At 35.0% G+C, this 16858-nt stretch carries 13 protein-coding genes; 9 read left to right on the forward strand and 4 right to left on the reverse strand.

What is annotated here, in order from left to right; genetic code table 11:
• The 9 genes from ITJ86_RS11860 (at position 1) to ITJ86_RS11900 (ending at position 11285) form a co-directional block, all read left to right on the forward strand.
• Positions 1–1950, forward strand: a complete 1950-nt coding sequence (locus ITJ86_RS11860) for a thiamine pyrophosphate-dependent enzyme (RefSeq protein ID WP_195871860.1) — start codon at positions 1–3, stop codon at positions 1948–1950.
• 19 nt (positions 1951–1969) lie between these two features.
• Positions 1970–2272 (forward strand): YHS domain-containing (seleno)protein, encoded by a 303-nt coding sequence (locus ITJ86_RS11865; protein WP_317190627.1) that lies wholly within the window; start codon positions 1970–1972, stop codon positions 2270–2272.
• A gap of 227 nt (positions 2273–2499) precedes the next feature.
• Positions 2500–3510 carry a S1C family serine protease gene (locus tag ITJ86_RS11870; protein ID WP_195871862.1) on the forward strand — a complete coding sequence of 337 codons (1011 nt, stop codon included), beginning with the start codon at positions 2500–2502 and terminating at the stop codon, positions 3508–3510.
• 6 nt (positions 3511–3516) lie between these two features.
• A complete protein-coding gene (locus ITJ86_RS11875) occupies positions 3517–4182 on the forward strand; it encodes a potassium channel family protein (RefSeq protein ID WP_195871863.1) in 666 nt (221 codons plus the stop codon).
• 1 nt (position 4183) lies between these two features.
• Positions 4184–5425: a cation:proton antiporter gene (locus ITJ86_RS11880; protein ID WP_195871864.1), complete on the forward strand. Its 1242-nt coding sequence runs from the start codon at positions 4184–4186 to the stop codon at positions 5423–5425.
• 2 nt (positions 5426–5427) lie between these two features.
• On the forward strand, positions 5428–6315 hold the full coding sequence (locus tag ITJ86_RS11885; protein WP_195871865.1) for a DUF6268 family outer membrane beta-barrel protein: 888 nt from the start codon (positions 5428–5430) through the stop codon (positions 6313–6315).
• 5 nt (positions 6316–6320) lie between these two features.
• On the forward strand, positions 6321–8315 hold the full coding sequence (gene ppk1 / locus ITJ86_RS11890; RefSeq protein WP_195871866.1) for a polyphosphate kinase 1: 1995 nt from the start codon (positions 6321–6323) through the stop codon (positions 8313–8315).
• Positions 8312–8929: a Pycsar system effector family protein gene (locus ITJ86_RS11895; RefSeq protein ID WP_195871867.1), complete on the forward strand. Its 618-nt coding sequence runs from the start codon at positions 8312–8314 to the stop codon at positions 8927–8929. The genes ppk1 and ITJ86_RS11895 overlap by 4 nt, the downstream gene beginning before the upstream one ends.
• A 700-nt stretch (positions 8930–9629) precedes the next feature.
• Positions 9630–11285, forward strand: a complete 1656-nt coding sequence (locus ITJ86_RS11900) for a collagen-binding domain-containing protein (protein ID WP_195871868.1) — start codon at positions 9630–9632, stop codon at positions 11283–11285.
• A 289-nt stretch (positions 11286–11574) separates the two neighbouring features.
• On the opposite strand, the gene ITJ86_RS11905 is transcribed toward ITJ86_RS11900, so the two are convergent.
• The 4 genes from ITJ86_RS11905 to ITJ86_RS11920 form a co-directional block, all read right to left on the reverse strand.
• The gene (locus ITJ86_RS11905; RefSeq protein WP_195871869.1) at positions 11575–12459 is read right to left on the reverse strand and encodes a carbohydrate kinase family protein; all 885 of its coding nucleotides are present in this window, start codon (positions 12457–12459) and stop codon (positions 11575–11577) included.
• The gene (locus tag ITJ86_RS11910) at positions 12460–13959 is read right to left on the reverse strand and encodes a mannitol dehydrogenase family protein (protein WP_195871870.1); all 1500 of its coding nucleotides are present in this window, start codon (positions 13957–13959) and stop codon (positions 12460–12462) included.
• Positions 13960–13964: 5 nt separating this feature from the next.
• Positions 13965–15680 (reverse strand): purine-cytosine permease family protein, encoded by a 1716-nt coding sequence (locus tag ITJ86_RS11915; RefSeq protein ID WP_195871871.1) that lies wholly within the window; start codon positions 15678–15680, stop codon positions 13965–13967.
• A gap of 65 nt (positions 15681–15745) precedes the next feature.
• Positions 15746–16630 carry a hypothetical protein gene (locus ITJ86_RS11920; protein ID WP_195871872.1) on the reverse strand — a complete coding sequence of 295 codons (885 nt, stop codon included), beginning with the start codon at positions 16628–16630 and terminating at the stop codon, positions 15746–15748.
• Positions 16631–16858: the final 228 nt, after the last annotated feature.

Below are 16858 nucleotides of genomic sequence, written 5' to 3' on the forward strand. Positions count from 1 at the left end.
ATGAAGAAAACAACAAAATGGTATCGTGTATTAAAAGATAAAAAAACTTTACCAGAAGGGCGTGTACAGACGGTAACCGCAGGTCATCAAGGTATTTGTTTAACACATTATGATGGTAAGTTTTCGGCATTAGATAATAAATGTCCGCATCAAGGTGGCCCATTAGGGGAAGGTTCTATTGAGAACGGGATGCTACGTTGTCCTTGGCACGGTTGGGATTTTCATCCCTGTTCTGGTTTACCACCTGGAGGTTTTGATGATGGTGTTACAACTTTTGAAGTAAAAGAAGAAGGTGACGAAATTTTTGTTGGTGTTTTAGAAGAAGAAGCACATCAAGATACCATCTCGGATGTGATGATGCAGACTATGGTAAATTGGGGCGTTGACACCGGTTTTGGTATGGTTGGCCATTCTAATCTTGCGGTTGCCGATGCTATGATGCGTTTAGAGCAACAAGATAAATTTCAGTTTTTTGGTATTCGTCATGAAGGAGCAGCCGCTTTTGCAGCTTCAGCTTATGGAAAGTTAATGGGGAAACCTGCTGTTTGTTTTGGTATTGCAGGTCCAGGGTCTACCAATATGTTTACAGGCATGTGGGATGCTAAAGTAGACCGCTCACCAATGTTAGTGTTGTCTGGTCAAGTAAATACGCAAGTATTGGGCACAGGTGCGTTTCAAGAAGTAGATTTGGTAGGTGCGTTTCAAACGGTAGCTAATTTTAATCATAGCGTACAACAAAACTCAAAACATAGCGAGTTAATGAGTTTAGCTATAAAAAGTGCTTTATTAAACAGAGATGTTTCGCATATAACATTTCCAGATGAGGTTGCGTTTATGCCCAAACCAGAAGGAGAAGAAGCGCAAACACCAGAAAATAGAATAACACCTATGAATATTTCGCCACCAAGGCAAATGGTCGCAAAGGCAGTTGGCATGTTAGAAAATGCTAAAATGCCAGCTATTATTGTTGGCCATGGGGCACGTTTTCATATGGATGCAATTACCGCTTTCGCAGAACAATTAAACTGTCCAATAATTACAACGTTTAAAGGAAAAGGCTTAATAGCCGATAATCATGCATTAGGTTGTGGTGTACTTGGACGAAGCGGAACACCAATAGCTTCTTGGTTTATGAATGAAAGCGACTTATTACTAGTCTTTGGAGCTTCATTTTCAAACCATACAGGTATTACCCCTAAGAAACCAATTATTCAGGTGGACTACGATCCTGCAGCTTTAAGTAAGTTTCATAAAGTAGATGCTGGACTTTGGGGAGAAATTTCAGAAACTTTAGCATTAATAGAAGAACAAACGCAAGGAAAACTGAATACAGTCGACAGAAGACCAGAGATTGCTGAGCGTTGGGCCATTTGGCAAGAAGAAAAAGCAAGTCGATTAAAAGACGAAAGTAACGTTGGATTAAGTTCTATTACTGTTTTTGAAGCTATGAATAAAGTGGTTCCAGACAATGCCGTTATGGCTGTAGATGTTGGGAATAACACCTACTCTTTTGGACGTTATTTTGAGCCTAAAAATCAATCGGTTTTAATGTCTGGTTATTTAGGGTCTATAGGTTTTTCATTACCTGCGGCAATGGGAGCTTGGGCAGCGCAAGGAAAAGACAGACCCATTTGGTCGGTTTCTGGTGATGGTGGTTTCGGACAGTATTTAGGTGAAATGATGACATTGGTGAAATACAATATGAACATTAAGCACGTATTGCTTAACAATTCAGAAATTGGAAAAATTTCAAAAGAACAAAAAGCAGCAGAATTAGATGTTTGGAAAACCTCTTTACACAATGCTAACTTTTCTAAATATGCCCAAAACTGTGGAGCACTAGGTATAAGAGTTACTAAAAAAGAAGAGCTCCTACCCGCTTTAGAACAGCTAAGAGATCATAATGGCCCTGCTTTATTAGAAATCATTACTGATGCCACTTTAATATAAATAAAATTTAAAAGACGGAATTGCAGCACAAGGATATGACGTGGTATCATTCTTTAACGAAAATCCTAAAAAGGGAAATTCGTCTTATACTTCAGCTTATAACGATGCAAAATATCGTTTTGCCTCATTAGAGCATAAAGAAAAATTTGAAAAATCATCAGAATCATATACACCAGAATACGGTGGGTTTTGTGCCATTGCAATGTCTGAAGGTAAACAGCTAGATCCTAATCCTAATCCTAAAAGTTGGGAAGTTAGAGAAGGAAAGTTATATCTTTTTACAAGAATGTTATTCGACATTATAGAAGCTAAAAGACAATGAGTTAAAAGGCCAGAGGAATTAAGAACTTTAGCGAATACGGCTTGGGCCAAAATGAATGCTTAAAAGCAGTACGATTTTAATAAATAATTGTAGCGCTTTATAAAAAAAGATAAGGGAAAGATTGAAGTAAATGCTACAGTTAATCTTTCTCGAGTATTTTTTCAAAAAGTAGCAGGCACATTACGTTGCTATCGTAGAACATTAGATATAAACTTAAACTAATTATTATGAATAAAATTAAAAGCATATTTTTCTTGGTGATACTATGTGTGACTTCAAGTGTAAATGCCCAAGACTTATCGCTGTTATTTGAACAACTTGATCCGTCAGTTGTCACTATAGAAGTTGTAGAATATAAAGTAAAAGACAGGCAATTAACAAGTACAGGTGGTTTAGGATCTGGCGTTATCATTAATAAAGAAGGGTTTATTATTACAGCGTCACATGTTGTTGAGTCTGCAAATAAAATCTCGGTTAAATTTCAAGATGGTACGACTATGCCTGCTGATGTCATCTCAAGTTCCACTGCAGCAGATGTAGCACTTCTTAAATTAAGAGTAGTACCACCCAACCTAAAACCGGCAACCGTAGGCGATTCTAGTAATTCAAAAATTGGAGAGCAGATTCTTATTATAGGCGCACCTCGTGGCCTTGAGCATTCTTTATCTGTTGGTCACATTAGTCGTAAGATGGATAAAAACATGGTTTCTAATGGTGAGGTGGCTGGTTTTATACAAACCGATGCGTCTATAAATCAAGGCAACTCAGGTGGACCAATGTTTAACCTAAAGGGTGAAGTTATTGGTATTGTTAGTTTTATATTATCTAATAGTGGAGGGTTTGAAGGTCTTGGATTTGCTGTGGATATTGATACGGCAAAGAAGGTTTTATTTGATGTTAATAGTTTTTGGACAGGGTTTGATGGTGTTTTATTAAGCGAAGGCTTAGCAGGAGTTTTTAATACACCACAAAAATCAGGAGTCTTAGTGCAACGTGTAACCCCTAATTCTTTTGCAGATAAAATTGGGTTGAAGCCTGGTGTTTTTCAAGCGGAAATATTAGGTCAGAATCTATGGTTAGGCGGAGATATTATATTAAGTATTCAAGGATTAAGTTGTAATTCACCTCACGACTTGGGTACGATTAAAACGCAAATTGATAATCTTAAGGTTGGCGGCCAAGTACTTATTGAAGTGTTGCGAAAAGGAGAAGTAATAACACTTGAAGCTAATTTATAATATCAAATGGAGTTACAATCAATAATTAACTGGAAGAACGTCACGAGATATAAGTATTTTATTGCGCTCTTGGCCACTTTTAATTTTTTGTTGACTCCTATACATATGGCTTTGAGTGGCTTTAGTCCTGCTTATGTTGTTGTTATAAATTATACTTTGGTTATTTTAAGTAGCGCATTACTGGCGTCTAAGAAATTAGCAAAACTAACGACCTACATTTTAGGGATTTTAACGTTAGCCGCTATTTGGTTAGAACTGTCTAATGAAAACTCTCAACTTATTTTAATATGTAGATTGGTTTTTTCGTTTTTGTTATTTGCGTGCTTCTGTGTCATTTTAATACGGCAATTATTAAAAGTAAAGGAGATTAGCTTACAGTTTATTTTAGGACCATTATTAGGATTTCTTTATTTAGGCATACTTGGTGGGATTCTGTTTGAAACTATTAATTTCTTTGATTCAAATTCATTTGAACTCATTAAAGGGTTTTCTGGCTTTAGCTTTTACTATTTTAGTTTTATAAGTATTACTACGGTTGGTTATGGGGATATTACGCCACTGACAGCTCCTTCACAATCGCTTACACTTGTTATGAATATCATCGGACAGTTTTACCTTGCCATTGTTATAGCTGTTTTTGTTGGAAAATATATTAATACAAAATCAAAATAAAATGTTCGAATCTTTCAGTATAATTTTTACCCTAGCAGCACTTTTTAACTACGTTAATTATAAGTGGTTAAAACTACCAACCACGATTGGATTAATGATTCTGAGTCTACTTTTAATGATTCCTATAACGTTCAGTGAAACTATTTTTCCTGAATTTTATAAATTCTTTTGTGACATTATTGTCAACGCAGATTTTAAAACATTGTTACTCGATGGTATTTTAAGTTTTTTACTATTTGCAGGTGCATTGCACGTTAATTTAGGAGCCCTTAACAAAGAAAAAAAATCAATTTTTCTATTTGCAACTTTAGGAGTTCTCATCTCTACGTTTATAGTTGGTGGCTTAGTATTTTTGGGTGCACAATTATTTAGTTTAGAACTACCGTTTTTACATGCCCTCTTATTTGGTGCTTTAATTTCACCTACGGACCCCATTGCCGTAATGGCTATTTTAAAGGAGGCAAACATCTCTAAAAGTTTGGGTATAAAAATAGAAGGAGAATCCCTGTTTAATGACGGTATTGGTGTTGTTGTTTTTTCAGGTATATTATTAATTGCTACGGCTACAGGAGAACACAGTTCTGCGGAAATAGGTGGAGAAATAGGAACCTTGTTTCTAGAAGAAGCCGTTGGCGGATTACTTTATGGATTACTCATTGGTTTTCTAGGCTTAAAATGTATACAATCTTTAAAGGACAACCCACAGTTAGCTGTAATGATTACACTTGCTATAGTTATGGGCGGAACATCGAGCGCATTTATGCTGCATATATCTGCACCCCTAGCCATGGTCGTTGCTGGTCTGTTTATAGGAAACAAAATACATATTAGTGAAAATAAAAACCCAGTACAAAAAGCGATCAATTCTTTTTGGGAAATTTTAGATGATGTTTTTAATGGTATTTTATTTGTTCTTATTGGGCTTGCTATGCACCTATTAGATTTTAATACTAACTATATATTATTAGGTGTCGTGGCCATTATAATTGTGCTATTTGCACGGTTTGTTTCGGTGTTTTTACCGTATTCATTATTAAAACACGAAGAAAAAAAACCTATTAAAACGATTGCTGTTTTAACTTGGGGAGGCCTACGTGGAGGTATTTCCATTGCCTTAGCCTTAAGTCTAACGGAAGCGCTTTCGGGAGGTTTAATACTTCATATCACTTATGTTATCGTGTTATTTTCAATTATTGTTCAAGGTTTGAGTATTGGTAAAATTGTAAAGAAATTGTATAAATAAAAATGAAAAACTTTAAATATGCGTATTTAATATGTGTTGTTTGTATTACAAATTTTAGTTTCGCCCAATTAAGCGATTTGGCTAAAATTGATTACACCATTCTTCCTAGAGGAAACTCGAATATAGAATATAGTCGTATACGTGGATTATTTAACTACCCTATTGCCCTAAAAAAAGAAGGCTCTTATCTGTTATTAGGTCTAGATTATTCTAATATAAAGCTTGTAATGGATGATAATCCTTCTTTTGATAAAGAAACGATTGGTGATTTTCAATTGCTAGATTTTAATATTGGTTATACTACACTTTTAAACAATGATTGGCGTTTGGGGGTGCAATTAACACCAGGTTTTAGTTCTAATTTAACGGCTAATGATTTAAGTTTAGAAGATGTTATCATCTCTGGAGATGTTGTTTTTATTAAAGATAAGACCAAGGATAAGGCTGTTAAAAAACCTTGGAGACTTATTTTAGGAGCTTCCTACTCTGGAAATCGAGGTTACCCTTTCCCCTTACCTTTTATTAGTTATTATAAAAAGTTTCATTCCAAATGGTCCTATAATATTGGGATTCCAAAAGCCAATTTTCAATATCATGCTTCTAGTAAACACCGATTTAAATTGTATGCAGAGCTCGATGGTTTTACAGCCAATCTACAACGTGGTGTCCCTATAGATAATACTTTAGAGGCCAAAAGTATTAATATGTCTTTAGTTTTAGGTGGGTTACAATATGAATATCATGTTTCAAAACACATACAGTTTTATGCAAAAGCCTCGTATATTTTGAATAATTCTGTGAATTTAAGAGCTAAAAACAAAGATGATATTTTAGAACTAGATAGTTCAAATGCCTTATATTTAAGAACAGGAATTAGATTTAAAATTTAAGAATAATGCTGAATAAAAAGGACTATTATAATAGAGATTTATCATGGTTACGGTTTAATCATCGCGTACTACAAGAAGCCACAGATCAAAGGAATCCATTGTATGAGCGTATTAAGTTTTTGGCTATATTTTCTTCTAATTTAGATGAGTTTTTTAAAGTTAGAGTCTCAGATATTAGAAAAATAAAGCAGTTAGATAAGCCACTTAGAAAGCGTTTAATTACCAAGCCAAATAAATTATTAAGAGAAATTAAGAAGCAAGTTGATCTTCAACAAAAAGAATTTGGACGTGTTTTTTTTACCGAAATTATTCCGGCCTTACAAAACGAAGGTATTAATCTATTATCTTATAAAGCGTTTAACGAAGAGCAGCAGGCTTTTAGTAAAACGTATTATGAAGAACATATTCAGCCTTCACAGTCTTTAAACTTTAGTAAAAACAAACCTTTTCTTGAAAATGAAGCCCTGTATTTAGTTTCCCAAATGGAAGATGGTATGCTACTTTGGGTAAAAATCAATGAGAACTCACCTCGATTTGTGGTACTTCCTTCGGCAAATAATAAACACTGTATAACATTTGTAGACGATATTTTAAAACAGCATCTTAAAACGATTTATAAGCAAGATTTTTATAGTATAAAAATTTCAAGAGATGCTGAGTTGTATATAGACAATGAATATTCTGGTAATTTGTTAGATAAGATTAAAAATGCTTTACCTAATAGAGTTAGTGGTCAAGTTACAAGAGCTTTAATTGATGGGTTGACCCCAAACAAACTACAATTAAAGTTACATGAAGTTTTAGATATTAATGAGACAGATATTATAAAAGGCGGTACATATCATAGTTTTAAAGACCTGTTTGGTTTCCCTAATCCAACCTCTAAAAACTTGTCTTTTTTAGAGCTTCCCCCATTATCAAATAAGGCACTAGATGAGTATTCTAGCATGTTCAAGGCCATTAAAGCTAAAGATCGGCTGTTGTGTTTTCCTTACCAATCTTACCGGCCGGTGCTACAATTGTTAGACGAAGCCTCTAATGATGCTAATGTTTTAAAAATTAAAATTACTTTATATCGCATATCGAACGATTCTCAGGTTGCCAAAGCGCTTATAAATGCAGCTAAAAACGGAAAAGATGTATTTGTATTTATTGAAACCAAAGCACGTTTTGATGAAGAAAATAATATTAAATGGGGAAAAATATTAGAAGAAAATGGGGCGAATGTTATTTACAGCTACCCAGGTATAAAAGTACATTCTAAAATTTTATATATAGAGCGTATTGAAGAAAATGCACCGCGTGCTTATGGATATATCAGTACGGGTAACTTTAATGAAAAAACGTCAAGAATCTATACTGATTTTGGGTTAATGACAGCAAACCCTAAAATAACAGAAGAACTTTCTCAAGTATTTCAGATACTAGAAGGACAAATTATAATTCCAAAATCAAAGCAATTTTTAATATCCCCATTTACAACACGACGTCATTTTAAAGCACTCATAGATATAGAAATTAAAAATGCATTAGCAGGGAAAACGGCCTATATCATTTTAAAGTTGAATAGCCTTCAGGATGCTAAAATGATTAAGCAGCTCTATAAAGCAAGCTGTGCAGGTGTAAAAATAAGACTGCTGATCCGTGGGATTTGTTGTTTGGTTCCGGGCATTAAAAATCAAAGTGAAAACATTATTGTAACCAGTATTGTAGATCGGTTTTTAGAACATGGACGACTCTATGTTTTTGGCAACAACGGAAAAGAAAAAATGTTTCTTGGTTCTGCCGATTGGATGACTCGTAATCTAGACCATAGAATAGAAGTTATAATCCCTATTTTGGATCGGGATATTCATTTAAAATTAAAAGAAGTATTAGAATTGCAATTAAACGATACTGTAAAATCAAGAGTTATAGATGCTAATCAAACCAATAATTATGTTGCTAAAGATGACTTAAGTGCGTCTTCGCAACATCAAATTTATAAAACGTTACTATGAGCAATAAATCAAAAGAAAAAGCAGAAGACAAATATTTAATGGACGAGTTAAATATTGATAAAGACGCCTTAAAGCAATTAAAAAAGAAATTGGCTAAAGTAGCACCAAGGTCTGAACGTGGTGTAGAAACATTATTTAGGTTATTGTCTAAAAACCAATATACCTTGAATACCATGATCGATACAAAGTCTAACATTTTAATATCTATTAATGCTTTAATTTTATCATTGATATTAGGAACTGTTATGGGACAATTAAGTAGCGACCCGCATCTTATTTATCCTATAATCATGATACTATTCACCAATTTAGCCTCTATTGCTTATGCCATTTTTGCAACCCGTCCAGAATTAGTGCATGGAAAAAGTGATGCGAACAATTTGATGTTTTACGGTAATTTTCAAGATATGGAACAGGATGAATACGTTAATAGTGTTACTAACTTAATGAATGAAGGCGATGAACTTTATAAAACCATTGCCAAAGACACGTATCATTTAGGAAAAACGATTGATCGTAAATTTAAGTTGCTTCGAAAATCATTCAATATCTTTTTATTTGGTATTATTTTATCGGTTTTAGCATTTGTTGCTTGTCATGTTTTTTTTGGATAATAAATATAATAAGGTTTATGCATTACTATATTATTTTAACTATGTTATTCTACGCCTCCACGCATCCCATAATTTAATATTTAAAACCTGCGCTTTTCGGCGCTATTTTTGATAATCGCTCCAACTCAAAAATCAAAGCGAAACGGTAGGCGCTATCTCTAAAGTCTGCATAGGATCTGGATTCCTGCCTTCGCAGGAATGACAGGTTTTTATTTGTAATCCTATTTTTATTGATACTTTCAGCATTGCAATTCAAAAATGCTTTTTAGTTGGTTCTCGATACTTCCCGACCAAAAAAGGTCGGGACACTCGAACTGACGTGGAGTTTCTCGATACATTCTGACAAAAACGTCAGGACACTCGAACGGACAGTTGGTTTTTTTAATGATTGCTAAATTTTATTATTGAGAGTTCTCGATACATTTCTTAATGTTTCGTTGCGCTTCTCACTAAGAAACACTCGAACTGACGTGATGGTTCTCGATACATCCCGACTGAAAAGGAGGCTTTCTTTTTTCTTATTTTGTGAAAGCGAAACCTGCTGTGGTTGAGCTTTAGATTAAAAACAAATTGTTTTAGAGTGTTCAATTTTAACAACGCTGCGACTATTCGATGAACTGCAGGTCACTTTTCGATGAACGACACGTAATTGATACTTAAAATGCTATTTTTGTTATACTTAACCTACAAATATTATTTTATGGAAATTAAAAAACTACTATTTAGTTTCGTTGTTTGCTATTTCTTTTTTTATGTTAGCAAGCCTCTAAACGCACAGTCTGATCCCGTAAATCCCACAGCAGCCGCTACAAATTTTAATGTATTTACCTCTGGTGATGCTATCGCTATTAAAACAGAATCTGAAGGCTCATGGGCCGTTGGAGGCGATTTAACCTTAGATGGTACACTGAATATCTTTGGTGGTAACACGTATTATAATGGTGATACACAACCTACGGCTTTGGTGGTAAACGGTAAAGTCAATTATGTTTCTGGTCGACTACAAGTTTTAGAACATAATTACATTAAGATCGGAGATTTGTCTACGAGTACTATTTTTGAAGTGGACCAAAACAATGTGATCAGTAATACACGAATTACTCCATTAGGAGGCCATTTTGATAGTACACCAAGTATTGCGCTTTCCACTCCACAGCCCTCTACCTCTATTGCTGCTGATCCTCAAATAGATTTTGCCGCGGCATTTAACCAGTTTACAGCGGTTTCAGATTATTTAAGTACGTTATCTACCAATGTATCTTGGAATTCAAATGCATTTAGTCAGGGTAAATTATGGGTTGATTTAATTCCGAATGCCACCAACGTCATTAATTTAACGGTTGACGAATTTAATAGTTTTAGTGAGATTAAGTTTAATGGCTTAGTGCCCTCAGAAACGACTCCGTTCATTGTTAATATTACTGTTGTGAGTGCAGATCAGGATGTGGTTACGTTACACAGTTGGCCTAATATTGTTGGAGGGCCGTTAAGTTATGCTCCTTATATTTTGTACAATTTTGCAGATGTTAACTCCACTCTTAATTATACCGGAGGATCCCAAATTTACGGCACTATTTACGCACCAAGTGCTCGTTTTAATAACCGAAGTAATTTTAATATCGATGGCCAGATTATTGTTGAAGCTTTTGAGCAGAACTCAGGAGAAGTTCACCCTTATATATTTGATACGACTATAGGTTTTCCGCCAACACCGTCTGAAGAAATCTGTGATGGTATTGATAATAACGGAGATGGTGTTATAGACGAAGGCTTTGCCGATACTGATGGAGATGGTGTTGCGGATTGTATTGATAATTGTCCTGAAGTAGCCAATCCTGATCAAGCTGATTTAGATGGCAATGGTATTGGAGATGTTTGTGACGAACCAGAAATAGAAGAAATTTGCGATGGGATTGATAATAACAGAGACGGAGTTATCGATGAAGGGTTTACTGATACTGATGGAGATGGTGTTGCGGATTGTGTAGATAATTGTATTTATGCCTATAATCCAGATCAGACGGATTCTGATGGTAATGGTATAGGAGATGCTTGTGATGGAGTTGCAGCAGCAGGCCCTTTTTATAGAAGTAGTTTTGGTTTAGAAACTTACCCAGTTCCGTTTAATGGGACGTTGAATTTAAAATACCGCACTACTCTAGATGCTAATGCCACTATTGAAGTTGTTGATATTAGCGGCCGATTATTAAAACGCCTAACACATACGATTAGTAAGGATGATATCAATTCGGTTATCACCGTTGATTTATCAACCGAGTCTCAAAATAATAAAGTCTTATTTGTACGCTTTATAACCAGTGAAGGCACAATTGTAAAACGTGTGATGTCTAAGTAATACTTATATTCTTACTGTATTTAAAAAGCCAGATGAATAACGATTCAGCTGGCTTTTTTTTATTTAATTTTTAAGGTCGATTACTCCAATTAAGAACGCGAACTGACGCGGTTGTCTTTGATGTGTTATTATAAGAAGGGTTAGGATGTTTGTATGACTAAAGTATTAGCTACAATCCGTTAAGAACTAGGGCTTTTCGTTCTCTTATAAAAAAGAAAAAGCTTTAAGAAAAATCTTAAAGCTTTTAATAATTGAATTGCTATTAATCAACTATTTATCACAAAATATACTAGTTAGGGTTCATAAATTTTGCGATATCTTCTTGGGATATTTTAGGGTTGGCTCCTTCGCTACCTGCCACTAAAGCTCCAATGGCACAAGCGAAGTTTATCGCCTCTTGAGGATCGTGTTTATTAATTAATTTACTAATCAAAGATGCAAGGAAAGAATCACCAGCACCTACGGTATCTACCACATTAATATGGTAACCACTGTTGTAATAAAACGTATCGTTGTAATACAAAATAGCACCATGACGCCCTTTAGTGACACAAATGGTTTTGGTATTGGTGTGTTTTGCAATGAATTGCATATTTTCTTCTAAGCCATTTGTTTTAGAGTTTAACTTTTCGCCAATTTCAAATATTTCGTCGTCGTTGAATTTTATGAAATCGGCCTCATTCATTAAATGGTTTAAAACGTCAATAGTATAATAAGGAACTCTTAAATTGACATCAAAAATTTTATAGGACGCCACTTTTAAGAGTTCGTACAAGGTATGCCTTGATACATCATCTCTAGCAATTAAACTTCCAAAAACAAAAGCATCTGCGAGTTCTGTTGTTTCCATGGCGCTTTCGGTAAGCTGAATATTATCCCATGCTCTTGGATACATAATATTATAAGAAGCCGACCCTTTTTCATTCAACATCACTTTTACTTTTCCTGTTTTAAAGCTGTCGTCAATTTGTAGGTTATCTGTATTTATGCCATGTTCTTGAATATAGGTCTTAATTTTATTACCTTTTTTGTCAATACCTATACGCGTAATCATAGAAACGTTGTTACCAAAGGACTGCAATCGTAACGCAACGTTTAGTGGTGCTCCTCCAATTTTTTTATGCGTTGGGAATACGTCCCATAGCACCTCACCAAAACAAACTATATTTTTCATTTAAATTTCGTTTAAAATAGTACTATTAATATCCTTTACCGCCTTTTCAATACCGTTTTGAACAATGTTTTGATAGGCCTTAGTGTACGCTGCTACAAATGTTGTATTGTCTTTAAGCGATCCGAATATGGCTTCAATTTCAAGAAATGCTTTTGGATGCGCTCTAGAGGCTATGGCTTTTTCATTCAAAACGTTTTCCATAGCATCTTTAATCATCAGTTGCGTGCCAAATTCATTGACGCCAACACTGTATATGGCGAATGCCGCAATTATAAAAGCCGCATGATCTATAGATCCCTTTGTCTCTAATTGAGTGTTGATGGTTGGTAAAATAAATATGGGGATTTTAGCAGAGCTCTGTGAGCAAATACGTTCAATTTGGTCTTTTATATACGTGTTTCCAAAACGTTGGATTAAAGAGAATTTATAATTTTTTAGGTTCACACCCTCTAAATCACCTAAGGTTGGTGTGACTTCGTTACCCATATAGATTCTTAAAAATGAACTGATATCGGCATTACTAGCGGCTTCATCAATGGTTGAATAGCCATATAATGCCCCAAGAATACCTAACACAGAATGGCCTGCATTGAGTAAGCTTAATTTCATTTTTTCGTAAGGCACGACGTCCTCAACAAATTGTGCACCAACGGTTTCCCAAGCTGGTCGTCCTGTTATAAAATCGTCTTCAATAACCCATTGTTTAAACGGTTCGCAAACCACAGGCCAAGCATCATCAATCCCAGTCGTTTCTTTTAGTAATTCTATATCTAAGGCTGATGTGGCAGGTGTAATTCTATCGACCATAGCATTTGGAAATGAGACGTTCTCTTCAATCCATGCTAACAATTCAGGTTCTGCCGTATTCACATAACTCATTAACATTCTCTTGGTCATGTGACCATTACCTTGAATATTATCGCAAGATTGAATGGTGCAACCTTTTAAACCGCGTTCTTTTCTCAGTTTTAAAGCTTGTGTGAGGTAACCAAAAATCGTCTTTGGAGCTTCAGGGTGTTTTAAGTCGTGTTGAATTAAGGGATTGCTAAAGTCGAATTCTTTGGTCGCTTCATTATAATTGTATCCACCTTCTGTAATCGTTAAGGTGATGATCTTAACGTCAGGACTCGCCATTTTCTCAATCACTTTAATAGGATTCTCAGGAGCAAATAAGCATTCCGTTATAGATCCAATAACGCGTTTGGTTAATGTGCCATCGAGTTCTTTTACGATTAAGGTGTATAAACCGTCTTGTTTTTTTAATGTGTTATATATTTTAGTATCAAAGTCTAATAAGGCGACACCACAGATTCCCCAATCTTTACTAGCTTCATCATGTAATAGTTCATCGGTATAAAATGCTTCGTGTGCGCGGTGAAATCCACCAATACCTACATGAACGATGCCAGTTTTTAATTGACTTCTATCATAGGTTGGACAAGGTATTCGTTTTGCAATTTCTGCTAAATTCTCTTGTTTAAGTTCGACTATATGTTCCATGATATTTAGGTGTTTTTGATTTTTCCACGTTGAAGTGCCCAATAGGCCGTAATAAAATAAGTTAAGGTACAGATGAAGGCATATTTATAAAAGACATCTCTGTTTTGCGTGTATATCACTTCATCGGCACTTCCGAATAACACAATACACGCTAAGACTACTGTGATGAGTAATGCTATTAAAGATATACTTTTTAATACTTTAGTACCTATTGAGGTGTCTTTAATAATCACCTGCTCTGCTTCTGCTTGTTGTTCTTGAAATTTTGAGATGTTTACGTTTCGTATGCTTTCTTTTTCTTCAGCTTCAGGGTATTTGTCTTTAGCACCATATTTTCTCGCTAACAGCGTATACACGATTATGGTGAAAATCCAAGTGGGTATAAATAGGTAAAAGAAAGACATTACATCTAATGTGTTTAGTCCAAACCCAAATGCTAGACCAAGTGCCCAAGAAGCGATTGCAGGCTTGCTCACGGTTAATTGGCGATAATGCAACCAATAACGTGTATAACCAATACGAGGGAATATTTGATGTTCAGCAAATACAATCGCTCCGACAGGGACTACTAATAAACCAGCATAAGTAAGTAGGGGTAATATTTGAGAGAATACAAAAGGAAAACAAGCGACTACCATGGTCACTAAACCAACAGCTATGGTGGTTTTTTTACGCGAATGATTTTTGAATATGGCTTGCGCTGCTAAACCAGCTCTATAAAGGTTTGCAACCGCAGTGGTCCAACCTGCTACAATAACAATTACAAAGCCAGACCATCCTAAGGCATAATAAGCTACATCACCTGGATCGAGTTCTACAATAGACTTCCCAATGATAACGGCTGCTCCAGCGCCCATAATTCCGGCAGAAATCCATGCGACATAGTGTCCAAACATCATTCCTGTACTGGTGGTTAATCCGTAAGCTTTCTTTTTAGCAAAGCGAAACAAGGCCATGTCTATAAGTCCGAAGTGCGTAATGGTATTGGCAGCCCAAGCAAAGCCAATCACTTCCGTTAAACCGATACCAGGTTCTCCATCACTGTTAATGCCTGTCCAAATAGATTGATCACCTAAGCTTATAAAGTCACTCCACCCACTAGGTATGGTTTTACCTAATACTTCTAATGATAAGGCTGGTAAAAGGACAAAAGCACCACAAGTAAACATGACGAATAACCATGGAGCACAGATCCCAGAAAAATCAGAGACGGCCTTAAAACCATATATGGCAATAGACACCACAACCGAACCTACAATTAAAACGATTACTATAAACCATAAATTGGTGGGATACCAATTGAGTTGTGCCGGAATATTAAAAGCAAAACGTACTGCTGTAGCTGATACGGTAATCATAGCTGCAGAAATCACGGTAAAAATAATGACATTCGCCCAATTATATAATTTGGTCATAGCGTCTCCAGCAATTTTGTTGAGGTACGTGTATAAACTTAATCGCGTATCAACGGCTATAGGAGATGTAATAAAGGTCCAGCTTAAAACGGCTAAGATATTACCAATTAACAAGCCTAATAAAATATCTTTGGTTGTAGCTCCTAAGGCTACAAAGGTTGCACCAATAACAAACTCAGTTGCTGCCACATGCTCAGCGGCATAAATTCCTGCAAAATGCGTCCAATTGTGCAATTTATTTTTGGCAATTGGTAGCTGTTCTGCTTCCAAGTTTTGGAACTGTTGAAAATTATTGGATGTGTCCATAATATAATGTATTGAATTTAGCCGATATTGTTTTTACTAGTATAAAGAGCAGTCATTATTATGTTTTAAAATATTGTGATATCTAATTGTAAGACCGTTTTTTGCTTTTCGGGATTCCACATCGCTGTAACTTCTGCAGGAATTTTCACTTTACCTAAATTGATATTTTTATTTAAAGCAGCGCCTACATTAACAATGTTGCCTTGGCCTTCTGTATAAAACGTTTTGTCTGTAATAAAAGACCATGCACCACCGACAAAAAGCGATAGTTTATAATCGTCTTTCTCCCAAACTTTACTTTTTATTTCTAAATAATGAGTCCAAGAGTTTTCTAAATCGCCATTATCTTGAATTTCATAATCTCCTGAACCTCCACCAAGAATTGTTGCAAAATATAACGCTGTATGTTTAGAAACATTAAGGCCAAAGTTTAAATCTACAAAATTGTAGCCTTGATCCCTATCGTAACTCCAATAGCGTAATTTATCACCTCTTTCTTCAACACCTGTAAAATTATTATGTGAAACTGCTTCAATAAAGACATTTTCTGAAAACCGATACTTTGCATATATCGATAACTCTTGATAATTAGCACTAACATAGTCACCTGTATTACTATTTAAAACATCAATAGTGGTTAAACCCGCTCCGCCCCACAATCCTATGGTCAATTTAGAATTACGTGAATTATATTCTAAACTTGTTGCAAACATGGCGCCTGGGTGGACAACAAACCCATGCCAGGTATGCATGTTTTTTAAATGCGCGTTCATATTAAATGGCATGTAATCGTCTTGCGTCTCCATCTCTTCTTCTTCTTCTTCTTGTGCAGCGATTACATGACATCCAAAAAACAATAAACAACATAACATTGGTAAATAAAGGTTTCCCAAATTAAGAGTTGTCTTGTTTGCCTTGTTCTTTGCCAAATTGTTTTCTATATTTTTCATTTGATGCGTTTTAAACGTCAAAAACTTACAAACGTCATTTTTACGTTTATTTTTCAAATGTATAGTAAAAAAATGATAAAATCCAAATTAAAATAAAATAATGTGTGTTAAATTATTCATTATGTATGCTATATTGATAATTTAAGCGTTAGTTTTGGTATCGTTAAAATCTTGAATTATTAGTGTTAATATGACGTTTAATATTATTTTTTTATATATTAGACGTCC

Source organism: Winogradskyella marina, from assembly GCF_015645385.1.
In the GTDB taxonomy this organism is placed as follows: Bacteria; Bacteroidota; Bacteroidia; order Flavobacteriales; family Flavobacteriaceae; genus Winogradskyella; species Winogradskyella marina.

What these genes read in the sequence shown, in the direction of transcription:
- ITJ86_RS11860 (WP_195871860.1), top strand. Translation starts at nt 1, where the DNA reads ATGAAGAAAACAACAAAATGGTATCGTGTATTAAAAGATAAAAAAACT.
- ITJ86_RS11870 (WP_195871862.1), top strand. Translation starts at nt 2,500, where the DNA reads ATGAATAAAATTAAAAGCATATTTTTCTTGGTGATACTATGTGTGACT.
- ITJ86_RS11875 (WP_195871863.1), top strand. Translation starts at nt 3,517, where the DNA reads ATGGAGTTACAATCAATAATTAACTGGAAGAACGTCACGAGATATAAG.
- ITJ86_RS11880 (WP_195871864.1), top strand. Translation starts at nt 4,184, where the DNA reads ATGTTCGAATCTTTCAGTATAATTTTTACCCTAGCAGCACTTTTTAAC.
- ITJ86_RS11885 (WP_195871865.1), top strand. Translation starts at nt 5,428, where the DNA reads ATGAAAAACTTTAAATATGCGTATTTAATATGTGTTGTTTGTATTACA.
- ppk1 (WP_195871866.1), top strand. Translation starts at nt 6,321, where the DNA reads ATGCTGAATAAAAAGGACTATTATAATAGAGATTTATCATGGTTACGG.
- ITJ86_RS11895 (WP_195871867.1), top strand. Translation starts at nt 8,312, where the DNA reads ATGAGCAATAAATCAAAAGAAAAAGCAGAAGACAAATATTTAATGGAC.
- ITJ86_RS11900 (WP_195871868.1), top strand. Translation starts at nt 9,630, where the DNA reads ATGGAAATTAAAAAACTACTATTTAGTTTCGTTGTTTGCTATTTCTTT.
- ITJ86_RS11905 (WP_195871869.1), bottom strand. Translation starts at nt 12,459, where the DNA reads ATGAAAAATATAGTTTGTTTTGGTGAGGTGCTATGGGACGTATTCCCA.
- ITJ86_RS11910 (WP_195871870.1), bottom strand. Translation starts at nt 13,959, where the DNA reads ATGGAACATATAGTCGAACTTAAACAAGAGAATTTAGCAGAAATTGCA.
- ITJ86_RS11915 (WP_195871871.1), bottom strand. Translation starts at nt 15,680, where the DNA reads ATGGACACATCCAATAATTTTCAACAGTTCCAAAACTTGGAAGCAGAA.
- ITJ86_RS11920 (WP_195871872.1), bottom strand. Translation starts at nt 16,630, where the DNA reads ATGAAAAATATAGAAAACAATTTGGCAAAGAACAAGGCAAACAAGACA.